Genomic DNA, 22,328 nt, shown 5'->3' with positions numbered 1-22,328 from the left:
ATTATGAAAAAAATGGAACTGATTATAGGATGATTTCGCTATTAGTAACGGAGGGGAAAGATGAGATGAAAGAATTGATAGGCTATTGCACCTCATGCGAGAAAGAGATTTATTGTTTAGAAGGCTTTTTTAACGGCGTCCAATCCAGCGAACGAAAAATCTATTGCTTTGATTGCTACGCATCTAACCAAGAAGAAAATCCGCAAACTTAGTCTTGCGGATTTTTTATTTGAGAATAATTTTCAATAATTTCGCCATCTATGATGGAGGTCACATATTTGTCTTTCAAACATTGCTAAAATAAAGGTAAGCAAGAATTACTAATACGAAGGTGATGTTAATGAGGCAAGAGGACATAAATAAAAGATTGTCAGATGTCCTGCTATTCAAAGAATTATCTGATAAGGATACTAGAGCAGGAATTATTCTATTAAAAACTTATTCAGGGAGCTGTTAAAAATGGAACAGAAGATTATTGAGCTAGATGTTAGAGAAGATTTAAAGAATAAGATTGAACCTTTCCAAAAAATTATGGAAGCAATCAAAGAAGTAAAAGATAATGATATTTTTATCCTCCATGCCCCTTTCAAGCCTGTGCCGTTGTTTGCTGTATTAAAAGCAAAAGGCTTTACCCATGAGGCAGAGGAAATTGAGGCAAAGCACTGGAAGGTTACCTTTACAAAGAATGCCTAAATAAAAGTATGAAGGGTGATAAAAAATGATATTAGATAATAGAGGTTTAGAACCGCCTCAGCCTATGATGAGGACACTAGCTGCATTAGAAACTTTAGGCGAAGGTGAGATATTAACAATTATTAATGATAGAAGACCCATGTTCCTTTATGAGCAACTAGAGGAACTTGGCTACAAACAGCGAACAGAACAACAAAACGACGGAAGTTTCAAAATTGAAATTTTCCGATAAGAAGGTGAACCATTATGCTTCCTCAAACAATGGGAAGTGAAACAAATATTAAGCTTCCATTCTCATTTATTATTTTCAGTTTACTTGCGCTTGTGTTATCTCAGATTCTAGTTTTAGTGAATGGACAAATGGTCGTGAACGGCAGTTTTCGCATACCGGCCATCTGGTCAGCCGCCCACTTATTGGTCTTGGGATGGGCTTTAATGGTGGCAATGGGTGCCATGTATCAGCTTGTACCAGTTGCTTTCTTAACACCAATTTGGAATGAGAAATTTGGTTTTATCCAGTTTTTTGTTACAGCAATTGGGATTGCAGCATTTTCCTTGTTGTTATATGTCTCTCCACAAAACGCATTGATTCCTGGAATTCTAATGCTGTTGGGCATTTTAATGTTTTTATTTCAAATGTTTATGACCCTTAGAAAGCAGGCAAAACCTAATATCCTATCCGCCTTTGTCGGAAGCGCGCTTGTTTGTTTATTCTTAACGATATTCTTAGGGATAACATTGATTTATTCACTACAAACAGGCTTTGCAGCTGAGTACTATCAGGCTATTTTTAAAAGCCATCTTTTAATGGGCGTAACAGGCTGGTTTACACTATTAATTTTCGGTTTTTCTTATAAAATGGTTCCGATGTTTTCATTATCACACGGGTTTCCAATGGTACATGCTCGATATGTATATGGACTTTATGTTGCTGGTCTAGTAATTACATTATTTTCATTTTTTAATGGGAATCATTTTCTCGTAAAAGTAGGATTTTTCTTACTGCTTGCAGGTTTTTCAGTTTTTAGCTGGCATATCTCTATCATTATTAAAAAGAGACTAAAGAAAAAGCTGGATCATTCATTTACATTTGCATTAGTCGCAATTGAATTGGGGAACATCCTCCATTTAGCAGCTTTCATTGCTTTATGGAGTGAGCAAGTTTCAGCCCTAATGGGTCCATTTGTTTACTTATATTTATTACTGTGGATCGTCCTAAGTATTATGGGATATTTATATAAAATTGTTCCGTTCCTGTGGTGGACATATAAATACAGTAAGGAAGTCGGCAAAAAATCCGTTCCATCCTTAAAAGATATGATGAATGAAAAAATTGTCGTTCCCTTGTTTTCCTTATTTGTAATTGCAGTAGTTGCTGTTTTCTTTTCAATTGTCATTAAATCCATTCTGATCTTTAATATCGGACAATTTGTACTATCAATTGTGTTTATCTTAATTGCCATTAGTGTTTTAAAAGTCCTAAAAAAATAAAGTAGGTGTTTATCATGAATCTAAAAGATAAAGTAGTTGAAGCATTAAAATGTGTATATGACCCTGAATTAAATATTAATGTGGTCGACTTAGGGTTAATTTATAATGTTGATGTAACGGATGATCATGATGTAGAGGTTACGATGACATTAACCACACCTGGCTGTCCTCTTCATGACAGTATTACAAGAGGAGTACGCTATAGTATTGAAGGAATTGAAGAAACTAGAAACGTTGAAGTGAATCTTGTTTGGGAGCCTGCGTGGTCCCCTGAGAAAATGACAGCAGAAGGACTTCGTTTATTAGGTAGATAAGAAAAAGGTCAGCTCAGGTGCTGACCTTTTTTGCTTATACTTCAATTGCTTCTGTCGGTAGAACATCTTTAATTTTTTGTAATAACGCTGGGTCGATATTTTCATTTAGCATGATATGAACACTACCTCGATCGTTTTCACTCCTAATTAATCGACCAATCCCCTGTCTCAATCGCAGCAGCATATATGGTAAATCTACTTCTGCAAATGGGTCACTAACACCATTTCGCTTCGCCTTAAACACGGGATCATTAGGCGGGAATGGAAGTGAGAAAATCAACACATTCTCTAATGATCTGCCAGGAATATCTAAACCTTCCCAAAGATGAATGGCGCAAAGAATAGCCTGCTCTTCATTTTGAAACTTTGACACTAACGTGCTTATCTCTTCATCACCTTCAAAGTAAACAGGGTACGGAATATTCCCTGACAGCTTTTCTTTTAGATCTTTTAATTCATTTTGATTGTTTAGAAGAATAAGTGCCCGACCTTCTGATTGAATAATTTTGTTAATGACATAATCTAGTTTTTCATCCAATGAGTTTTGATTGAATCTTGGAAGGAATACTTCCATTTTTTCGTCGTAATCGAATGGTGAAACAACAGAAAACGATAAATACTCTTTAATTCCCAAGCTATTTGCAATGTAATCAAACTTCTTGTCGTTGGATAATGTCGCAGAAGAAAAGATGAACGGTTTCTTTTGTGAAAAAACTTCATCCCTCATGACTTCTTCTACCATTTTCGGCATAATCACAAGTGTTCGTTCATAGCCTTTTTCTTCAAACCAAGTAATCCCGTTCATTTCTTTAAGAAAAAGTGATAGCGAGTAAGTGATTTGCTCCAAATATTCCTCAACAATTTTTAGATCATATTCATTGATTACATACAATTCGCTTTCAAAGACAAGCTCCTCTTCGATTGCTTGAAGCCTATTTAACAGCGTTGTACCGTACTGTATTAAAGAAGGATGCATATTAATCATTTGTTTTTCTGAACCGTGTGACGGGACAGCATGCTGTGATATAGCACTAAAAAACTTATCATTATCTAAAAGAGCCTCTTCAATGGTATATAACGTTTTTTCACGTACTTCATTTTCCATCAACCTTGTTAATAAGGTTTCTAGTGTAGAATCAGTGAAACGATAGCTTAACGCTTTCTGTGCTGCATATTCAAGTAAATGTCCTTCATCAAACACCACGGAAGAGTGATCAGGCAATAAAGGCAGCTGCCCTTCTCGCTTACGTGATTCTTTAGTCCAAATATGCTCCATATAAAAATCATGTGAGCAAATAATCAAGTCCTTTGCGTGACGGTAAAAATCACGATTTAGAGTGAGCCCGCAACGGTGTCTTTTTTTCACAAGAAAAACAGTCCTGGACCATGTCCCAGTTAATTTTCCCCCATGTTTCATCGGACAACGAAGGATAATCCCGGCGGTCGCCATATCTTTCAAATTTTTGCATAGACCCATCACTATGGACGAAATCCGGTAATTCCTCATAGATTCCGGCTATATCTTCGTTAAAGTCCTCATGCCTAACATAATCGAGCTTTTTTAAGCAAAGATATTGATCCCTTGATTTTGCCAATCTAACATCAATATTGAGCCCAAGTACTTTTTCAAGCTTGGCAATGTCTCCTTCTTTTTTAACTAGCTGTTCGATCAATGTTTCATCCGCGCAGGCAATGATAGCTGGTCTATTGGTGTATCTGGCGTACATAATTGCATAAAGTAAGTAAACGATTGTCTTGCCGGTCCCTACTCCCGCTTCTGCAAACATGACCTTTTTATCTTTAAATGCCTTTTCCAGCTGGAAGGCCATAAAGATTTGTTCATCTCGTAATTCAAATCCTGCCTCTGGTAAAATATCATAAAATAAGTCGCCAATCCATTCACTAAGCTTGTCATAAAAGGATTCAGTTTTAGAAACTACAAATGGAATACGGTCTTGCATATAACCACTCCTATAAACGAATTAAATGGAGCCTTTTTCGGGCAGGCTCCAATGGTTTTTATCAGTACTATTCAACTGTACGGGGAGGTCTTTTGCCCCAATATTGATAAAGGTCTGTGCGGATAAAGCCATTAAACAACTTCCGCTTTTTTGTAGCTGGTTTTCCATAAAATTGCTCAAACTGTTCATTGGAGGTCATGATGTAGATGGACCAGGTATCAAGCTTACTAAATGCTTGTCCCATTTCCGAATACATGTGCTCAACAGCTTTTTTCTCACCGAGTCTTTCTCCATATGGAGGATTGCCAACAATCACGCCATATTCTTTGGTAGTAGTTATATCCCTTACTTGCATTTGTTTATATTGAATAAGATCACCAAGACCTGCCTCAAAGGAGTTTTCTTGAGCGATTTTGATCATTCGATGATCAATATCAGTCCCCATAATATCCAATGGCTGATCATAATTTGCTAAATCTTCAGCCTCTGTTCGAGCTTCGTCCCATACCTTACCCGGAATCCAATTCCAATTTTCTGAAACAAATTCTCGATTAAAGCCGGGTGCAATATTTTGACCAATCATGGCGGCTTCAATTGGAATCGTACCGGAACCACAGAAAGGGTCGATAAACGGTTTATCAGGATTCCAATTCGTTAGAGATACTAAGGCTGCTGCAAGAGTTTCCTTTAGTGGAGCTTCGCCTTGATCAACACGATATCCTCGTTTATGTAGTCCTTGACCACTTGTATCAATTGTTATCGTAGCAACGTCCTTTAACAATGCCACTTCAATTCGAAAGTAGGCACCTGTCTCTTCAAACCAGGAGTTCCGCTTGTAATGACTTTTCATTCGATCCACAACCGCTTTTTTTACAATGGCCTGGCAATCCGAAACACTAAATAATTTAGATTTTACTGACTTCCCAGTAACGGGGAACTCCGCATCCTCCGGTAGGTATTTTTCCCATGGAAGTGCTTTCGTCTTTTCAAATAGTTCATCAAAGGTAAAAGCTTTAAATTCACCGACTTTTATTTTTACTCTGTCAGCTGTTCGAAGCCACATATTACTGCGGGCAATCGCGTTTTCATCACCCGTATAAATGACCTTGCCATTTTCTACTTCACACTCATAACCAAGAGCACGTACTTCTTTTGCTACTAATGCTTCCAGACCCATTGCGGCGGTTGCAATTAATTGATATTTTCCCATTTACTCCACCCTTAACTTTTTACCTTATTATGTATGAATGCATGCTTGCCTATCTTACCATTATAGACCAAAATCAGAAAGCCCATGCAAAAAGTAAAAGACTCTCCTCATAAGGAGAGTCGATACCGTTAACTTTATTGCATTAATAACGTTCTGTAAGCCATGTTCTGTACCATAGTACTGCAATCGGCGTTACACGCCTCGTACTTAGGTGGTAATCATCTATCTACAGATTCAGGTGAATCTGTCCTTCTCCTCGTTCAATTCCTTAGAGAAAGTGCCCCTACCATTATTTGGGTTTCTCGCTCGTGGGGTTTACCTCGTTCCACCCTTTCCATTTCTGAAAAGGCTCCGTCACTGTGGCACTTTTATAGGTATTCATACCATATCCGTAAGGACTTAGGTATTTTCCCGGCCGTCAGCCAGAAAGGCTGCCCTAGCTTATGAATTGGCTAGGCACGAACACTACGAGCATCTCAGCTCGTGCGAGCATGGACTTTCCTCTACAAGGTAAGCAAATGCTCCTTGCAGCGATTACCCGAACGTTATTAATGATACTTTCTTATTATATGCATTTGCAGTTTATTAATCAATGGTTTTAATTAGGAAATCAAGGTACTATCTGTTAATCGTATAGTTTATTGCCAAAAACATGTTTTTCAAGATTTGATAAACGCTTTAAGATATCAAAGTTCGTTGTACCTGCAGGCTGAGTTACCGGCTGTCTTCTAGAAGTTTCCTCCAGCTGTTTACGTAAGCGGAGATTTTCTTGCTGCAGATCCTCGATTTCCTGTTGGAACATTTCATAATCCTTGATTATCAAGTCCAGATACTTATCAACATCTTCTTGTTTATAGCCGCGGACACCGGTTTTAAATTCTTTTTCTAAAATATCCTTAGCGGTTAGTTTTATTTTATCGGATACCATTCAATTCCACCTCAAGTCATTCACCAATCATTACCTATTATTTTTTCAAAAATAAGCCGTTTTGTCAATTTTTCTTTACTATTCTATCTAATTCATAATAATTGGGTACGTATTATTAAAAATCTAATCGTTTTAATTCTTCTTCTTCTACGATTACTTGTAAATCATAAAATGTAATGAGCTGGATAGGATATGTGTGATTGTTTTGATAATGTAACGCCATTTCGTATATGTATTTTGGACTTCCTTCTTTTTCTTGATCATATAAAAGGAGAAGTGCGTCGCTTTTTTCAATAAAGAATTGGTTTTTCAATCGAAACTGCCATGGTTTTTCATACCCTTTTTTCGTTACTGAGTCGATAAAATCCGCTTGTGCAAGAATAGATTTATACCATTCCTTGTTGTTGTCACTCCAAGAGGCTTCCTGGTCAAAAAATGGGGTGATAACAGCTAGTTTTACATCAGGGAATTCTGATTTTAGTTCAAAGACAACTTCGGCAGCCCAAAGCTCCAGACCCAATTGCCCGCTGATTAAGACCCACTCTAATCCAGCCTCCATCATTGGAATTAACTCTTTCTTTAGAGCAGCTTTAATAAACATAACAGCAGGATGATCGTTTTTAAAAATTCCTAATTCAAATGGTTTGTAACCTGATATAGCTAAAACTTTAATCAAGGTTATTCTCCTTATCGGCAGATGAATATTGTCTTTTTTATTAACATAACAAAATACATAAAAAAACAAGGGCAAACTTACCCTTGTTAGTTTGATCAACCAAAGAAACGTCGCGGACGAGGGAATTGACCTGGTCCCATTCCTTGACCCATGCCCGGTCCCATCATGCCTGGTCCCATTCCTTGACCCATACCCGGTCCCATCATGCCTGGTCCCATTCCTTGACCCATACCCGGTCCCATCATGCCTGGTCCCATTCCTTGACCCATACCTGGTCCCATCATGCCTGGTCCCAGATTTGGCGGCATGTTGTTCCCTGGAGGTAAAGCATTGCTCTGAGCTCCAGCAACAGCCGTAGGTGCCGGCATACCACCTGGACAGCAATTTATGTGTTGATGACAACAATCTTGTGCAGCAGAAGCTGTCTGAGGACAATAGTGTTTATGCTGGAACATATGATGATTAATCGTTGTTGTATGTGTTGGATGAATATGCGGAACCACAGTTGTTGAGAAAGTGTGGTTTACGATTTGTTTAGTCGGATGAATGACTGGCGGCGCAAAATTAGTTCCAAGATACAATATAAGCTCTCCCTTCAAAAATATATTCTGTTTACATTAACAGCCTATGTTAGGGGAGTATTTCTTGTACTAATGAAAATACCTATTTTTCATTTATCTAATTAAGATTAACTTCACTTAGACCACTGTCTAGCTCAAGTACCTCGTGATAACTGTCTAAATTTCTCAGAATTGGGTACTCTAACTTTTTATAGCATCGAATATAAGTTATCTTTTAAGCTTGAAAAAAGTACTGCAGTCAAACAAACGACAACAAAAAATAAATACAAGATTGCTTTATACATCGTATCTACCCCATTATTGTTTTATAGTCGTTTTTTACTCACAGTTTAATATTTTACATGTTTCAACTATAAGAAACAATATGGGATATCGAAAATTTCAGAGATTAAATGTGAAATTTTTGTTACAAACAATCAAGAGTTGGCGAATATTGGTTGTACCTGGTAAATTTGGCGAATTTCCCCTCCAATCGGTTCAGTCTTTTTTCAAGCTGCTGCTGAACTTTTTGCATTGGAGTATTGTTATTCCTTACTATTTCCAAAGCCCTTAGGCAATAATCCAAGGCGATTTTATAATCTTTTATTTTATGCTCATATATTTTTGCAGCTTCAATGCATGCTTCAAGACTCAATATCGGATTTTCGGTGTCAGCCACTTCTATAAATAATGGTAAACTCATTTCCCAGTTTTGTTCTTTTTTAGATTGATAGGCTAACGTCAGCTTAGCTTGTAAAGATGTAAAGTCACTGCCCTCTACAAGCTTCGTTAATACCTTAGCAGCTTCGTCTCTTTCCCCCAGAGCAGCATACCAGCGTCCGACTTCAAATGATTCTTTCCGTGTTTGGTTGTTGTCTATTCCACAGAGTTGAAAGGTAAGATGGGTATATAAGGTAACCAGCGATAATATATCGATTTCATTGTGCTTTATGATTCCAAGCATTCCATCAGGCTGTTTACTCTCAATAAAATCAAAATAAATCATCGGGGCCAAAAATCCCGGGATATCATCTTGCCGTTCTATCCCTAAGACATCTTTTTCAACGTCTGCTAGTTTCAATCGGTCCAATTTATGTTTCCATAATCTCCTTGCAGCATGAAATAAGTCAAAATGACCAAAAGCAGGAAGCTTAGGTACATGATCTCTTACAAGGGTATGTCTGGTTTTTACTTGCGGCCAATCAAAGGATTTCCCATTATATGTGACTAAAGTTTTATAGTTTACGTTCTCTAGAAAGCTTTGATATAACGGGACTTCCGCACCTGGATGCGGGAGTATATGCTGCCTTAAAACAAGGTTTTCACCGATTACACTCGCATAACCAAGTAAAAAAATCGTATTCCCTACTCCACCGCCGAGTCCTGTCGTTTCTGTATCAAAAAAGAATAATTCTTCTGCAGAATGCCCTTCGGCTGATAATGGATGGTTAATCGGCTGCTTATTCCAGATATCAACAGCTTTAAGAAAATCATGAAAATGATAATGACCATGTTTCTGAGACAACGGATATTTTACTTCACGAATCAGGCAGTAATCCTGATCCAAAAAATAAGGGGACACCTTTTCGCTTTCCCATTTAGGAAGGAAGGGTATCTCGGTCCTTGCAGATTCAGAAGGAGGAATTGTCCTTTTTTCTACCTCTCCTCCTGATATATGCGGTTTTAGACGATTTAATTTATTCTTCAATGACATTTCAGCACTTCCTCGTTTTAATTGGAAGGGTTTATAAAAGCTTCGATTATTTTTAATGTATCCCTTTTTGCGGTCTCACCCACTGCTTCGGTTCCAATACACGATGGACACCCCGTTTGACATTTACAGTTATCAATCATTTTTTTCGTTTCCGCAAATACCACTGACATTCCAGAATGGATTTTCTCAGCTAAACCAATGCCGCCAGGATAACGGTCATAAAAGAAAATAGTCGGCTTTTCGTTATGATCCGCTTTAACCTGTGGAATCACATGGATATCTTGTGGATCTGCCATGACAAATAATGGTGCAATATGATTTAAGGCATGTGCCGTGCCGACTAGCCCCTGCTCTAATCGTTCTTGTCCCATTTCTGAGAATGACTTATTTAACGAAATCCATGCTGCACTCGTGTGGAGCTCTTCTTCAGGAAGATGAATTGGACCAGAACCGATATTTTCATGGGTCTCAAATTTAATTTTTTTAAAGATGGTCGCCATTGCCCGGACGCTCACATCCCCATAGCCAACCTCTGCATCCTCTAACTGATTCAATTTGTCCTCTTCCAATACCTTTAGTTGAACAGCTAAATTGGCATCTGTGAAATAATCCACATCCACTTCACGGACAAATGCCTTTTTTTCTTCCCAATCGAGCTTTTCTACCTGAAATTGGGTTCCTTGATGCAGATAAATGGCTTCATCATGCAGCAGGGTCATAGCTGAAAAGCGGTCCATTTCTCCGATTACTTTTACGTTAGCAACATCTGATTGGTCCACAATGATAACATTTTCCTGGGAAGCGGAGCGCAAACTAATATTGTGTGCAGGGAACGAATCATTCATCCAATACCATTTATCACCGTTTTGGTACAGAATACGTTCCTCTGTCAGATATTCAATTAAATCCTCCGTTCCAACGTTTCCAAACTGCTCACCAGCTTTAAAAGGCAGCTCGAAAGCCGCACATTTTATATGGTCAATTAAAATGATCAGGTTATCAGGATTAATCCTAGCTGTCTCTGGGCTTTTATTAAAAAAGTATTCAGGGTTCTGGATAATGTACTGATCGAGTGGACTAGAACTTGCAACCATAATTACAAGGGCTTCCCCATGTCTTCTTCCTGCTCTCCCAGCCTGCTGCCATGCGCTGGAAATCGTACCAGGATACCCAGTCATAATACATACCTGAAGCTGGCCAATATCCACGCCAAGCTCAAGAGCATTGGTACTGACAACTCCATAAATATCCCCAGAACGAAGGCCTTTTTCAATTTTTCTTCGTTCGGTTGGCAGATAACCTCCGCGATAGCCCATGATTGATTTAGGTCCTAATTGATTTTTAACCAGCTCTTGCAGATAGGTTAAAATGATCTCTACTCGAACTCTGCTTCTAGCAAAGACAATGGTTTGAATTTTATTTTTTAACAATTCACCTGCGATTTTCCGAACCTCAAGTGTTGCACTTCTTCTTATATTTAAGGGTTTATTTACGATTGGCGGATTATAAAAAAGGAAGTGTTTGTTTCCACTTGGAGCACCATTATTATCAATCAGGACCATCTTTTCTTCTGTGAGGTTTTCAGCAAGCTCAAGTGGATTGGCAATCGTCGCAGATGTACAAATAAATACAGGATTGCTGCCATAGTAACGACAGATTCGTTTTAGGCGGCGAATAACGTTGGCTACATGGCTTCCAAAAACGCCTCGATACGTATGCAGCTCATCAATCACGACAAATTTAAGATTCTCAAAAAGCGAAACCCATTTCGTATGATGAGGGAGGATGGCTGAATGGAGCATATCAGGGTTGGTTATCACAACATGACCAGCCTTGCGTACCTTTTGGCGAATGTTTGCTGGTGTATCACCGTCATAGGTATAACTATTAATATCAATCCCCGCCGCCTGAATGATTTCATTTATTTCACTCTTCTGGTCCTGTGCCAGCGCTTTTGTAGGAAACATATAAAGTGCCCTTGAGTTCGGGTTCGATAAAATACTTTGTAAAACGGGCAGGTTATAGCAAAGTGTTTTTCCGGAAGCAGTGGGCGTAACAGCTACAACACTTTTACCAGCCATAATATTTTCGTATGCTGTCTTTTGGTGTGTATACAGTTTTTCTATTCCTTTACTATTCAGTGAATCTCTTAATGCCGTATGAAGGTTATCTGGAAGGGAGACAGTTTGTGCTTCTTTGGCTTCAAGTGTTTTCCAGGTCACAATATTTTCTTTAAAACTATCATTTATTTTTAAATCGGCAAGAATATCTTGCAGATTTTTTTTCAATTTCATGGAATCACCCCGTTACTACCATTATAGCGAATAAACGTTCGCAGAAAAAGCTTATTAATTATTATTTAGTTGTCTGTTACAATAGTATAAGGTATTTTATTTCGTCTGTGGAGGTATAGCATGAGAATTGAAGATATTAAGAAGGTGCTTTCTGAGTTCATGCTTTTTAGGGAATTAGATGACTACGAATTAACTAAGATTGCCAACATTTCCATTGCAAGGGAATGGAAAAAGCAAAGTCATGTTTTTCTTCAAGGTGATCCTTTAGAAACTGTTTATTTCATTTATGATGGGAAAATCAAAGTATACAAAAGTGATATTCACGGAAAAGAACAAATAGTCGCCATTATGAAAAAGGGTGAAATGTTTCCCCACGTCGGCTTTTTTAGAAAAGGCAGTTACCCAGCTTACGCCGAAGTTCTTGAACCATCAACACTAATTGCAGTCCCTATTTCAAAATTTGAAGGTGTTCTCATTGAGTATCCTGAGCTAAGTATTAAGGTTTTTAAGGTACTAGGTGAAAAAATCGTCGATTTGCAAAACCGCCTCGAAGAACAAATTCTTAATAATACATATGAGCAAATAATCAAACTCCTCATCCGTCTTGGGCAAAAGCATGGAAAGGAATTAGAGGATGGAACGATTCTGCTTAAGTCTGAGTTTACCAACCGTGACTTGGCTAGTATGATCGGGACTACCCGCGAAACCATCAGCAGAACACTGACGAAATTGAAAAAGGACGAACTAATCGAAGTAGATAATAATGGAAATATGCTCCTGAATATAGATGTCCTGCTTTCAGAAATTAATTTAATTTAAATAACCGCAGCGTTTAAATAACTGCGGTTTTTCTATTGATTAAGCTTTTGATAACTGAAGCATATCTGCCATGTCTTCTTGTGCGGTACCAATTAATTTTAAATTAAATGTTTCCTGGAGAACCTGCAAGACACCTTCTGAGATAAATTCAGGCGGCTTTGGTCCGATACGAATATCCTGTATTCCTAAACTAAATAGCCCTAACAGAATCGCCACAGCTTTTTGCTCGAACCAGGATAATACGATACTAACAGGAAGTTCATTAATTTCGCATCCAAATGCATCAGCCAATGCCATCGCAATCTTTACGGTAGATCCTGAGTTGTTACACTGCCCTAAATCGATATAACGAGGAATATTAGTTCCAGGAACCACACCATAATCAACATCGTTGAAACGGAACTTACCACATGATGTTGTCAAAATAACTGTTTCTTGCGGCAGTGAAGTTGCTAACTCACGATAATATTCTCCTCCTTTACCAGGCGCATCACAGCCCGCAATGACAAAGAACCGTTTAATTTTACCAGCCTTTACTGCTTCTATTACTTCTGGTGCTAAGCCAAGAACGGTTTCATGATGGAAACCTGTAAGCAAGGTCTCGTCTGAATGTATATCCGCTTCAGGAAGCTCAAGAGCTCTCTCGATTAGTGGTGAAAAGTCATCATTGGTGATTTTTTGTACATTTTCAAGACCTGCCACTTCATAACTAAACATTCTATCTGCGTATGTACCTTTGATTGGCATTACACAGTTGGTGGTTGCTAAAATCGCACCAGGGAATTTTTCAAATAACCGTCTTTGGTCATACCATGCCTTACCGATATTTCCTTTTAAATGAGGATATTTCTTTAATGCTGGGTACCCATGTGCCGGCAGCATTTCGGAGTGTGTATAAATATTAATGCCTTTTCCTTCAGTCTGCTTTAGCAGCTCCTCGAGTGCAAACAAGTTATGACCCGAAACCACAATCGATTTTCCTTCAATTTTGTTTTGGCTGACCCGAATTGGCTCGGGAATGCCAAGACGCTTTGTATGGGCTTCATCAAGCATTTCCATTACACGTACAGTTGCCTGACCCACCTTCATTGCCATGTCGATATGTTCTTGCAGATTGAAATTAGAATTTGTCAATGTCATATAAAGAGCTTCTTGTGTTGTTGTATCTACAAATGAATCCGTATATCCTAGTTGATTCGCATGTGTCCGATAAGCCGCAATTCCTTTTAATCCGTAGATAATGGTATCCTGCAAGCTTGAAATGGTTTCGTCCTTCCCACACACCCCCACGACTGTACAGCCTCCAGCAGGAGTTTGTTCACACTGATTACAGAACATTCTGTTCCCTCGCTTTCTCGTAAATTACTTTTTCATGATACAAATACTAGAAAGTTTTTCATGTGACATTTATCACTAAAAATAAAGTTGTAATAAAAGGTTCATAATTTATCGCAAACTTATGACGCTGCACACACACTAGCCTAACGCATATGATATGGTGAGAAAATATGGAAAGTGAGGGAAAGTTTGATGTCATCCATGCCTCCAAGTGACGATAATAACAAAAAAAAGTATAAACCTGAGCAGTTTCGTGATTTTTTTAGAACGATGAATGACTTTATTCATGAAAAACCCGTAAAGGGATTTCTACAATCTATTGATGAATTTTTTTCTAGTCCGTTTCCTAGTGGAGCTTTTCCTGTTGAGGTTCGGGAAACAGAGGACGAATACATTATTACAGCGGAGCTCCCAGGGGTTAAAAAAGAACAAATACGTCTTAATATCTTACCAAATCAAGTGAGTATTTCCGTCGAAAATAAAGAAATGGAAACAAAGGAAGATCTAAACAATCACTTTTTCCAAAAAAGGGTTTCGCAACAAAAACTTTCACGGACCATCCCCTTACCTGTGACCATTAATGAAAAATTGGTTAAGGCTTCTTATCGAGACGGATTACTAACCATTCGAATTCCACAGGTTAGAGGAAAAACAATAAATATAGAGGACTAAAAAGCAAAATAAAAAATCAACCTATAAATTTTTCGACAAATACCCAAAAAGAAAGACGGCTTTTGGCCGTCTTTCTGCTTTTTTATGCTTTAAATATTCCTCCAAGACCTTTAACAAGAGAGGATACTTGGGTTACTGCACTTACTACCTGCCCCGCTGTATTCACCATCTTATTTACGTCGACTGTCCCATCTTGTGATTTAAAAGAATTCATTAGAGATTGAATTCCCCCAGGCTGTTTGATCATTGCATTTGGTTTTGGATATGGGTTCACCACACTGTATCCGTTCATTTGCGGCATATATTGGTTTGGCGGTATTTCCTCCTTAGGCTGGAGAGGATTTTGAAATAGAAATTGTGCATTTTTAGGAGGATAATGCCCCGTTGGATTGGACATTTGCAAAAGGTTTTCACTAGGATGATAGGACGGATTATACGGTTGATAGTTCGGCTGAAAGTAAGGGTTTTGTTGTTGATATGGGTACCATTCCATGCTTTGTACAGCTTGGTAAGGATTTGGCTGATTACGAGGATCGGGTTGAAAATTGGATGGATAATAACCCGGGCTTCTGTAGTTCATTTGCCCCGAGTATCCATGATTTATATAATAATTTGATCTATTTCCACCGTACATGGGCAAACATCTCCTCCGCATTTTCATTACTACACACTATGTAACATTTAAGTGAGAGGTGCACATAATTAAACATTTTTCAATGTCAAAATACGGAGTTTTTTGTCTAAAGTTTAAATATTTTAAAAACTAGGAATCCTTTTTTTTCATGTTACGATTAAAAAAATGATGAAGGAGGAATTACATATGGACATTGGCTCACTTAAAAGCAAATTTAATCAAAGTCGGGACTATAGCACTGATGATGTAAACGCATTAATGGATTTTGCTAAAAAGGCTTATATTCACAACGAAATTAACATCAAAGAATATCGCCTGCTTGTACGTGAGCTTGAAGCTCAGGGTGCCGTATTTCCTGACGATTATAAGGAAGACTCCCTCATCGAAAATTCATAATAAAAGAAAAATACAGCTAGACAAGCCTATTAGAGATGCAATTTACGCATCTCTTTTTATTTTTCTAATTCTTTTACAATCTCTAACAGAAAAAATTCAACCGTCCGATTTGCATTTAAAAATCTTGAACGGCTTGTTTTTGGGAAGAATGCCTGTATAGATAATTGATCAATATGATCTAAAGTTGTATCAATCTGTTTAAGATGGAGATGTTTTTGCGGATTTTTAACTAACCAGTTTTTCATCTCTGTACCCCATGCTTGGGCAACTTTCTTAACCTCATCGGCAAAAGGCTTAATCACTTCGTGAAAATCATAGCTGGTCCCTTTCTCACGGGCTTCCTCGTAATATTTAATAAATAAATGGTTAAAGTTTAGCAGCTTTTTGGTTAAATCAAGTATTTCTTCTGACATCGATTATTAGTCCTTTCGGTTACAAAAAATAAAAAGCAGCTTTTTATAAAGCTACTCAATTTTGATCTATTCATATTCTATCGGTAACCAAAAGCCCATTTCAAGTTTTAGTGCTTTTGCAACTGAATTGTTTTGTTCTGTATTTGCTTCATTTGTTGTTGGATTTATTTTATCTAGTTCTTCTTCAAGCTTAGAGAGTCTTTGTACAGGTGCCGATAATTTATTCAGCTCCTCATTATTCATTTGATTGCGAAGGTCTGAGAAAGATGCTTCCAGCACAGTCTCCAATTCTTCTAATTGATCATGTATCTCTGTCAGCATAGAAAGCAGCTTTTCCTTTTCCGGCAATGACGAATTCATCAAATTAAGAACCTCCTCGCGATTATATACTGGTACTATTCGCTTTCTTTTTAAGGCTTCCTCCCCCTCTGACAAAACTAGAAGAGTTTCGGCAAAGAAAGTGCCATTTTGGCATTTATTACCTTCCTATTCGACACTGCTCCATTTTCGCATGAAAAATGGAAAATCGAACAAGCTAAAATTGGAGGTGTTGATAATGTCCAAAAAGAAACAAAACAAAAAATCTGGCGCAGCACAATCAGAAAATAAAGTTGGCTATGGTGATAAAAAGCTCGAAGGACCTAATCGTCCGGCTGAATAAGAAATATAAAAAGCAAGGCACATGCCTTGCTTTTTATATTTTCTTTACATGTGAAGCCTTGTGTAAGGCAAGCATTAAATCCAGCTGATTTGATTTCTCAAAGTACCAATCTGTTAAGTGAATAGGATGTCGATGTCTTGCTGGAAAATGAAGCCACGCAGGGGAGATTACCTTTTTTTTGCTCCAATCCTGATATTCATAATGATTGTGCTCAATGAGCGGAAAAGTTGCTCTTAATATCGGCGTCTTTCGATTGGTTTTGGTCTTAAAATATTGTTCGTAATCAGAACGCGATCCAGTATGCGGCGTTTTATTGGCAAACTCGAAAAAAAAGGGAAATAAACGCGGGTGGGTCAATATTCTAGCAAGCCTCTTTCCTAAATTAATTCGTTTTGATAACGACTTAAAGCCATTTACACTTGCGCCATATAATTCTCCGCCACATGTCGGAAGTAGGACGCAGCTGAAATGTAGCCAGTCTTGAATATTAAAGATCCAAGATTGGAACACCCTCTTTTTATACACTGGATGCAAAATAACGGGTGTATGTATTACATTCTGCTCATTAATAATTAATGCTGTGGTAAGCCGTTCCCGATCTCCTTCTCTCCAGTACTTCTCCCACTCTTTTTGGATAAATTCTGAACATTTAAAGTATGGTAGCAGATGAAACATAGGACGCTTTATTTTCGTCGAATATTGGTAGATCAGTAATTGTGGGTAGACGTCGTGGAAAATCAACCAATTGGCGCGTTCAAAAGTCAGAAATAATTCTTTTCTGGTTTTAGGCTCTAATATTTCTCGGAAGACATGACCCTCCAGATCACACATATTCCATCCGCCATTCCTTGATACCATACTGGCAAGAAATGACCAAATAATATCCGAATTTTTTTTGAAATACGCAAAATAAGCATCCGTCCTTGATATATTATCAAGATTCTTTTTATTCGTCTCAGCTTTAATTTGACTGATGGTCTCAATCTCATGTATTGTAAGATGATTCATATTCACCATCTACTTTCAAATAGGTAGTTTTTGAGAATGGATGATTTATGAAAAAAGAATCATGCTTTTTCTCAAGAGTCAAGGTACATTATTTTTATTAGCGTGTGTTTTCCAGATAATTTTATACACCCCATAACAACGAGATTTGATATGATAAGTAGTAGCTTGAGAGGTGCTTATCATGAATTTTAATTATCCAAACGGAAAAAGGTACATTCCAAAAGGAACTGTAACAGAAACAAAAGTAAAGAAACAAAGTAATCACTCCTATAGTAATAGAGGAATGACCCTCGAAGAAGATTTGAATGAAACGAATGAATATTATCGAGAGAGAAAAATTGCAGTCATTCATAAAAAACCTACACCTGTTCAAATTGTTCAAGTGGATTATCCTAAAAGAAGTGCTGCTGTTATTAAAGAAGCCTATTTCAAACAAGCTTCAACCACTGACTATAACGGGGTCTATAAAGGGAAATACATTGATTTTGAAGCAAAGGAAACGGCAAACACCACCTCGTTTCCATTAAAAAACTTTCATCAGCACCAAATTGATCATATGCAAGAAGTGGTTTCTCAAGGTGGTATCTGTTTTGTTATTCTCCGGTTTTCTAAGCAGGAACAAGTCTATTTACTACAAGCTCACCATTTGTTGTCCTTTTGGGATAGAATGAAAAATGGGGGAAGAAAATCCATTACAAAGGAAGAAATCGAGCAAATAGGAATATTAATTCCACTTGGATTTCAACCCAGAATTGACTATATTAAAATAATAGATACACTTTTTCATTTTTAGTTTTAGCGAAAATGGTTGAAGTATGAAAGGAAGGAAATATATCATGGCAGAATCTAGAGAGGAGCGCCGTAAAAAACTACAACAGTCTAAAGGTAAACAAAAAGCGAAGAAAAAACCTAGCGGAATCGTTAAAAAGATTTTTCTAGTACTGGTTGCCCTTGGAATTATTGGTATTTTGGCTGGCGTTGGAACTTTTGCTTATTTAGTAAAGGATACTCCTAAACTGGATCCTAAGTTATTAAAAGACCCCATCTCATCTAAAGTTTTAGATAAAGATGGCGAGCTGATTGCGGAAGTTGGTTCGGTAAATCGTGAATATGTAAATTACAAGGACATACCAAAACTGGTTGAGGATGCTGTTTTAGCAGTGGAGGATGTTCGCTTTTATAAGCACCATGGATTGGACCCCATCCGCTTGGCTGGAGCTGTTGTGGCAAATTTCCGCGAAGGATTTGGTTCTGAAGGTGCAAGTACGATTACACAGCAGGTCATTAAAAATTCATTTTTGACTCCCGAAAAGACCATTAAGCGAAAGGTTCAGGAAGTATGGATGGCCTATCAGCTTGAACAAAAATATACAAAGCACCAAATCTTTGAAATGTATGTGAACAAAGTCTTTGTATCCGAAAACAGTCACGGACTTGCAACTGCTGCAAAAATTTATTATGGAAAATCATTAGATGAACTTACCCTTCCAGAAGCTGCACAGCTCGCTGGAATGCCGCAAAGTCCAAATAATTACAACCCATTTGATCATCCAGATTTAGCAGAAAAAAGACGTAATATTGTATTAATGTTAATGGAGCAGCATGGCTATATTACCAAAGAACAAATGGAAGAAGCAAAAAGTGTTCCAGTGACAGCTACTTTAGTAAAAGAAGAGGAAAGAGTTAGAGATGAGAAGCCGTTTGATTCTTTTGTTGATGCGGTCATTGATGAAGTGGAGGAGCAAGGTGACTTTGATATCTTTTCTGATGGGCTAACAATTCATACTACTCTTGATCAAAGCGCACAAAAGCATGTGAATACCATACTTAACACAGATGAAGTAATCAACTATCCAGATGCAGAGTTTCAGGCAGGGATAGCTCTCATAGACACAAAAACAGGTGAAATCCGTGCAATTGGCGGCGGGCGAAACCAAGAAGTGAGCCGAGGCTTTAACTATGCGATTGATACGCAGCGCCAGCCAGGTTCAACCATTAAACCAGTACTCGATTATGCCCCAGCAATCGAATACCTTAATTGGGGTACCTATCAAACGATTGATGACAAACCGATAAAGTATTCTACTGGTCAAGAGTTTGGTAACTGGGATGACAAATACATGGGACCAATTTCTATGCGTACTGCTTTACAATATTCTAGAAATACACCTGCGGTTCAAGCACTTCAGCAGGTTGGTTTAGAAAAAGCGAAAGATTTTGCTGTCAACTTAGGTATACCGTTAAAGGAAATTTATGAATCCTATGCCATCGGCGGCTTTGGCGGAAAAACGGTAGGAGTGTCCCCTCTCCAAATGGCCGGAGCCTACAGTGCTTTTGGAAATAATGGAATGTATACGAAACCTTATGCCGTCAAAAAAATCGAACTCAGAGATGGTACAGTCCTTGACACTGCACCTGAATCCAAACTTGTCATGAAGGATTCTACTGCTTTTATGATTACAGATATGTTAAAGAGTGTTCTAGTTTCTCCTGGTACTGGTACAACAGCAAGAGTTCCAGGGCTTCCAATTGCAGGGAAAACAGGCACCACGAACTATACAGAAGCTGATATGAAAAAATGGAATATCACTAGCAGCAAGGTTGTTCCCGATGCATGGTTTGCAGGGTACACAACCAACTACACTGCGGCTGTTTGGACGGGTTATTCCAGTATTAAAACACCTATTCAAGCAGGTGCAGATCAAAAGATTGCACAATTAATCTTTAAGAACCTCATGGAATATGTATCCAGAGACATCAAGACACCTGACTTCCCTATCCCGGACAGCGTGCAAAAGGTTAGAATTGAAAAAGGTTCTAAACCGCCAGCACTAGCAAGTGAATTTACTCCGGATAGTGAGGTTATAACAGAGTATGCCGTCAAAGGTCATGCACCAAAAACGGTATCAGAGAAATACAACAAGATTGCAGCTCCTAGCAATCCAAAAGCAATTTTTGATGCGGAAAAAAATGTTGTGACCTTAACCTGGGATTACAACAATCCAGGAAATGCTAATGTTCAATTTGAAATAACAGTTACGGATGGTGTTGCACCAAAAACATCAACTGTTACAGAAAGAGTCGTAACGCTTCAAAACCCAACACCAGGTACAACGTATAGCATTACAATCACAGCTATTATGGACAACAAGAGAAGTGATCCTGCTACAACCTCAGTTGAAATACCTTTGCCTCAACAGAATGAAGTGGATGAAGGTACTGGGATTGGTGATGGCAACGATAATGGGAATGGAGACGGAAATGGGGAAGGAGACGGTGATGGTGATGGTGAAGAAGATGAACCTGTAACCACTGACCCTGGAAATGGTAACGGTAACGGTAATGGGATTGGAAATGGCAACGGTAACGGAAATGGAGGATAAAACTCCGGTAAAAAAAGCGTCTAGCCCTTTTGGTCTAGACGCTTTTTTACGATATTTTTCTTAGCAAACAGTTTTTCTTGCTCCGTAAACAACTCGGTGAGCTGGCGGTAAGAATGAAATAAGTTGGGCCTTTGAAGTATATAGGTTAGTCTCTCTTCAAGATTAACCGGTTTTATCTCGAATTGATTTAAAGGAGTGGGTTCTTTTGAATCAACCTGTCTATCATTTGACCAATATAAAAATTTAACGAAATAACCAATCCCCTTCTTCATTAAATGAAGTGTAGATTTTTGATCTCGATTACGATAAAAAGTTTCAAGTTCTGATCTTATTCCGTCCCATTTTTCTAATACGTATGAAATATTCTCTTCCGAAGCTTCTAATTCTAGCTCCTTTAGATAAGGGATGATTTGTTCATGATCCATTCACTACTTCCCTCCCTTTCATTCGCTTTTTACCTTCCCTGCACAGCTCTAATAAAGGGCAGCTAGGGCACTGTGGATTTTGGGCTTTGCAATGATATCTGCCAAAGAAAATTAACCGGTGATGAGTAACAGACCATTCGTCCTTGGGCACTTTCTTCATTAATGTTTTTTCAACTTCTAATACAGAATCCTTCCATCGGCATATTCCAAGGCGTTTACTTACCCTCTCAACATGTGTATCCACAGCGATAGCTGGAATATTAAATGCTACCGACACTACAACATTTGCCGTTTTTCTGCCAACACCTGGCAGTTTCGTTAATTCATCACGATCACGCGGTACTACACCATCGTATTCATCCAAAAGTAATCGGCACAAACTTTGAATATTCTTCGCTTTGTTTCTGTACAGTCCAATAGAGCGAATATCATTTTGTAATTCTTCTAGAGGAACACCTAAATAGTCCTCTGGTGTTTTATACTTTTTAAATAATTCCTTTGTAACTTTGTTGACGAGTACATCCGTACATTGTGCGGACAATGCCACTGCAATCACAAGCTCAAATGGATTAGAATGTACAAGTTCACAATGTGCGTCTGGAAACATTTCGTCCATTTTATCTAGACAAAAACGGATTTGTGTATTGTTTAACAAAGAAAGTCACCTGCCATGAGTAATAAATTTTTATGAATATAAATGGAAACAAACGAGAGGAATACTCCTCCCGTTCATTATGT

Annotated in this window: 23 protein-coding genes, 1 other RNA gene and 1 pseudogene; 10 read left to right on the top strand and 15 right to left on the bottom strand. The window is 38.0% G+C overall.

The window, feature by feature from the left end; all coding sequences use genetic code 11:
- Window positions 1-29: 29 nt before the first annotated feature.
- The 5 genes from QFZ28_RS11165 (at window position 30) to QFZ28_RS11145 (ending at window position 2,498) form a co-directional block, all read left to right on the top strand.
- A complete protein-coding gene (locus tag QFZ28_RS11165) occupies window positions 30-212 on the top strand; it encodes a hypothetical protein (RefSeq protein WP_307194695.1) in 183 nt (60 codons plus the stop codon).
- A gap of 247 nt (window positions 213-459) precedes the next feature.
- Window positions 460-693 carry a DUF2249 domain-containing protein gene (locus QFZ28_RS11160; protein WP_307194694.1) on the top strand — a complete coding sequence of 78 codons (234 nt, stop codon included), beginning with the start codon at window positions 460-462 and terminating at the stop codon, window positions 691-693.
- Window positions 694-718: 25 nt separating this feature from the next.
- Window positions 719-925, top strand: a complete 207-nt coding sequence (locus QFZ28_RS11155) for a DUF2249 domain-containing protein (RefSeq protein WP_307194693.1) — start codon at window positions 719-721, stop codon at window positions 923-925.
- Between the two features lie 14 nt (window positions 926-939).
- Window positions 940-2,184: a hypothetical protein gene (locus QFZ28_RS11150; protein WP_307194692.1), complete on the top strand. Its 1,245-nt coding sequence runs from the start codon at window positions 940-942 to the stop codon at window positions 2,182-2,184.
- A 14-nt stretch (window positions 2,185-2,198) separates the two neighbouring features.
- Entirely contained in the window at window positions 2,199-2,498 is a 300-nt protein-coding gene (locus QFZ28_RS11145; RefSeq protein ID WP_307194691.1) for a metal-sulfur cluster assembly factor, read from the top strand.
- A 34-nt stretch (window positions 2,499-2,532) separates the two neighbouring features.
- Here QFZ28_RS11145 and QFZ28_RS11140 read toward each other — a convergent pair.
- From QFZ28_RS11140 to QFZ28_RS11105, 8 genes and pseudogenes are all read right to left on the bottom strand, one after another.
- Window positions 2,533-4,459, bottom strand: a pseudogene (locus tag QFZ28_RS11140) (ATP-dependent DNA helicase).
- Between the two features lie 67 nt (window positions 4,460-4,526).
- Window positions 4,527-5,669, bottom strand: coding sequence for a THUMP domain-containing class I SAM-dependent RNA methyltransferase (locus tag QFZ28_RS11135; protein WP_307194690.1), 1,143 nt, complete (start codon window positions 5,667-5,669; stop codon window positions 4,527-4,529).
- A 151-nt stretch (window positions 5,670-5,820) separates the two neighbouring features.
- An RNA gene (rnpB, locus tag QFZ28_RS11130) (RNase P RNA component class B) lies at window positions 5,821-6,215 on the bottom strand.
- A 79-nt stretch (window positions 6,216-6,294) separates the two neighbouring features.
- The gene (gene gpsB / locus QFZ28_RS11125; RefSeq protein ID WP_307194689.1) at window positions 6,295-6,597 is read right to left on the bottom strand and encodes a cell division regulator GpsB; all 303 of its coding nucleotides are present in this window, start codon (window positions 6,595-6,597) and stop codon (window positions 6,295-6,297) included.
- Between the two features lie 115 nt (window positions 6,598-6,712).
- Window positions 6,713-7,270 carry a DUF1273 domain-containing protein gene (locus tag QFZ28_RS11120; RefSeq protein ID WP_307197001.1) on the bottom strand — a complete coding sequence of 186 codons (558 nt, stop codon included), beginning with the start codon at window positions 7,268-7,270 and terminating at the stop codon, window positions 6,713-6,715.
- Between the two features lie 98 nt (window positions 7,271-7,368).
- A complete protein-coding gene (locus QFZ28_RS11115) occupies window positions 7,369-7,854 on the bottom strand; it encodes a CotD family spore coat protein (RefSeq protein ID WP_307194688.1) in 486 nt (161 codons plus the stop codon).
- 406 nt (window positions 7,855-8,260) lie between these two features.
- Complete coding sequence (locus tag QFZ28_RS11110; RefSeq protein WP_307194687.1) at window positions 8,261-9,547, bottom strand: ribonuclease H-like domain-containing protein; 1,287 nt, start codon at window positions 9,545-9,547, stop codon at window positions 8,261-8,263.
- Between the two features lie 17 nt (window positions 9,548-9,564).
- Window positions 9,565-11,841 (bottom strand): DEAD/DEAH box helicase, encoded by a 2,277-nt coding sequence (locus QFZ28_RS11105; RefSeq protein WP_307194686.1) that lies wholly within the window; start codon window positions 11,839-11,841, stop codon window positions 9,565-9,567.
- 120 nt (window positions 11,842-11,961) lie between these two features.
- Here QFZ28_RS11105 and QFZ28_RS11100 point away from each other — a divergent pair, with 120 nt between their 5' ends.
- The gene (locus QFZ28_RS11100) at window positions 11,962-12,660 is read left to right on the top strand and encodes a Crp/Fnr family transcriptional regulator (RefSeq protein WP_307194685.1); all 699 of its coding nucleotides are present in this window, start codon (window positions 11,962-11,964) and stop codon (window positions 12,658-12,660) included.
- A gap of 39 nt (window positions 12,661-12,699) precedes the next feature.
- Here QFZ28_RS11100 and hcp read toward each other — a convergent pair whose 3' ends face one another.
- Entirely contained in the window at window positions 12,700-13,998 is a 1,299-nt protein-coding gene (gene hcp, locus QFZ28_RS11095) for a hydroxylamine reductase (protein ID WP_307194684.1), read from the bottom strand.
- Window positions 13,999-14,190: 192 nt separating this feature from the next.
- On the opposite strand from hcp, the gene QFZ28_RS11090 reads away from it, so the two are divergent.
- A complete protein-coding gene (locus tag QFZ28_RS11090; protein ID WP_307194683.1) occupies window positions 14,191-14,670 on the top strand; it encodes an Hsp20/alpha crystallin family protein in 480 nt (159 codons plus the stop codon).
- 82 nt (window positions 14,671-14,752) lie between these two features.
- On the opposite strand, the gene QFZ28_RS11085 is transcribed toward QFZ28_RS11090, so the two are convergent.
- Window positions 14,753-15,304, bottom strand: a complete 552-nt coding sequence (locus QFZ28_RS11085) for a YppG family protein (protein ID WP_307194682.1) — start codon at window positions 15,302-15,304, stop codon at window positions 14,753-14,755.
- Between the two features lie 186 nt (window positions 15,305-15,490).
- On the opposite strand from QFZ28_RS11085, the gene yppF reads away from it, so the two are divergent.
- Window positions 15,491-15,700, top strand: coding sequence for a YppF family protein (gene yppF / locus QFZ28_RS11080; protein ID WP_307194681.1), 210 nt, complete (start codon window positions 15,491-15,493; stop codon window positions 15,698-15,700).
- A 56-nt stretch (window positions 15,701-15,756) separates the two neighbouring features.
- Here yppF and QFZ28_RS11075 read toward each other — a convergent pair whose 3' ends face one another.
- From QFZ28_RS11075 to QFZ28_RS11065, 3 genes are all read right to left on the bottom strand, one after another.
- Window positions 15,757-16,113, bottom strand: coding sequence for a DUF1798 family protein (locus QFZ28_RS11075; RefSeq protein WP_307194680.1), 357 nt, complete (start codon window positions 16,111-16,113; stop codon window positions 15,757-15,759).
- A gap of 66 nt (window positions 16,114-16,179) precedes the next feature.
- The gene (locus QFZ28_RS11070) at window positions 16,180-16,476 is read right to left on the bottom strand and encodes a hypothetical protein (protein WP_307194679.1); all 297 of its coding nucleotides are present in this window, start codon (window positions 16,474-16,476) and stop codon (window positions 16,180-16,182) included.
- A gap of 331 nt (window positions 16,477-16,807) precedes the next feature.
- Entirely contained in the window at window positions 16,808-17,782 is a 975-nt protein-coding gene (locus QFZ28_RS11065; RefSeq protein ID WP_307194678.1) for a DUF2515 family protein, read from the bottom strand.
- A 181-nt stretch (window positions 17,783-17,963) separates the two neighbouring features.
- Here QFZ28_RS11065 and recU point away from each other — a divergent pair, with 181 nt between their 5' ends.
- Window positions 17,964-18,575, top strand: coding sequence for a Holliday junction resolvase RecU (gene recU, locus QFZ28_RS11060; protein ID WP_307194677.1), 612 nt, complete (start codon window positions 17,964-17,966; stop codon window positions 18,573-18,575).
- 43 nt (window positions 18,576-18,618) lie between these two features.
- Window positions 18,619-21,165, top strand: a complete 2,547-nt coding sequence (locus QFZ28_RS11055) for a penicillin-binding protein 1A (RefSeq protein WP_307194676.1) — start codon at window positions 18,619-18,621, stop codon at window positions 21,163-21,165.
- 20 nt (window positions 21,166-21,185) lie between these two features.
- On the opposite strand, the gene QFZ28_RS11050 is transcribed toward QFZ28_RS11055, so the two are convergent.
- Window positions 21,186-21,590 carry a YpoC family protein gene (locus tag QFZ28_RS11050; RefSeq protein WP_307194675.1) on the bottom strand — a complete coding sequence of 135 codons (405 nt, stop codon included), beginning with the start codon at window positions 21,588-21,590 and terminating at the stop codon, window positions 21,186-21,188.
- Window positions 21,580-22,245, bottom strand: a complete 666-nt coding sequence (nth, locus tag QFZ28_RS11045) for an endonuclease III (RefSeq protein WP_307194674.1) — start codon at window positions 22,243-22,245, stop codon at window positions 21,580-21,582. Before nth ends, QFZ28_RS11050 begins: the two co-directional genes overlap by 11 nt.
- Window positions 22,246-22,328: the final 83 nt, after the last annotated feature.

Source organism: Neobacillus niacini (assembly GCF_030817695.1).
GTDB classification, from domain to species: Bacteria; Bacillota; Bacilli; order Bacillales; family Cytobacillaceae; genus Neobacillus; species Neobacillus niacini_F.
Note: the sequence above shows the minus strand (reverse complement) of the source record. Positions and strands in the feature narration are given on the sequence as shown.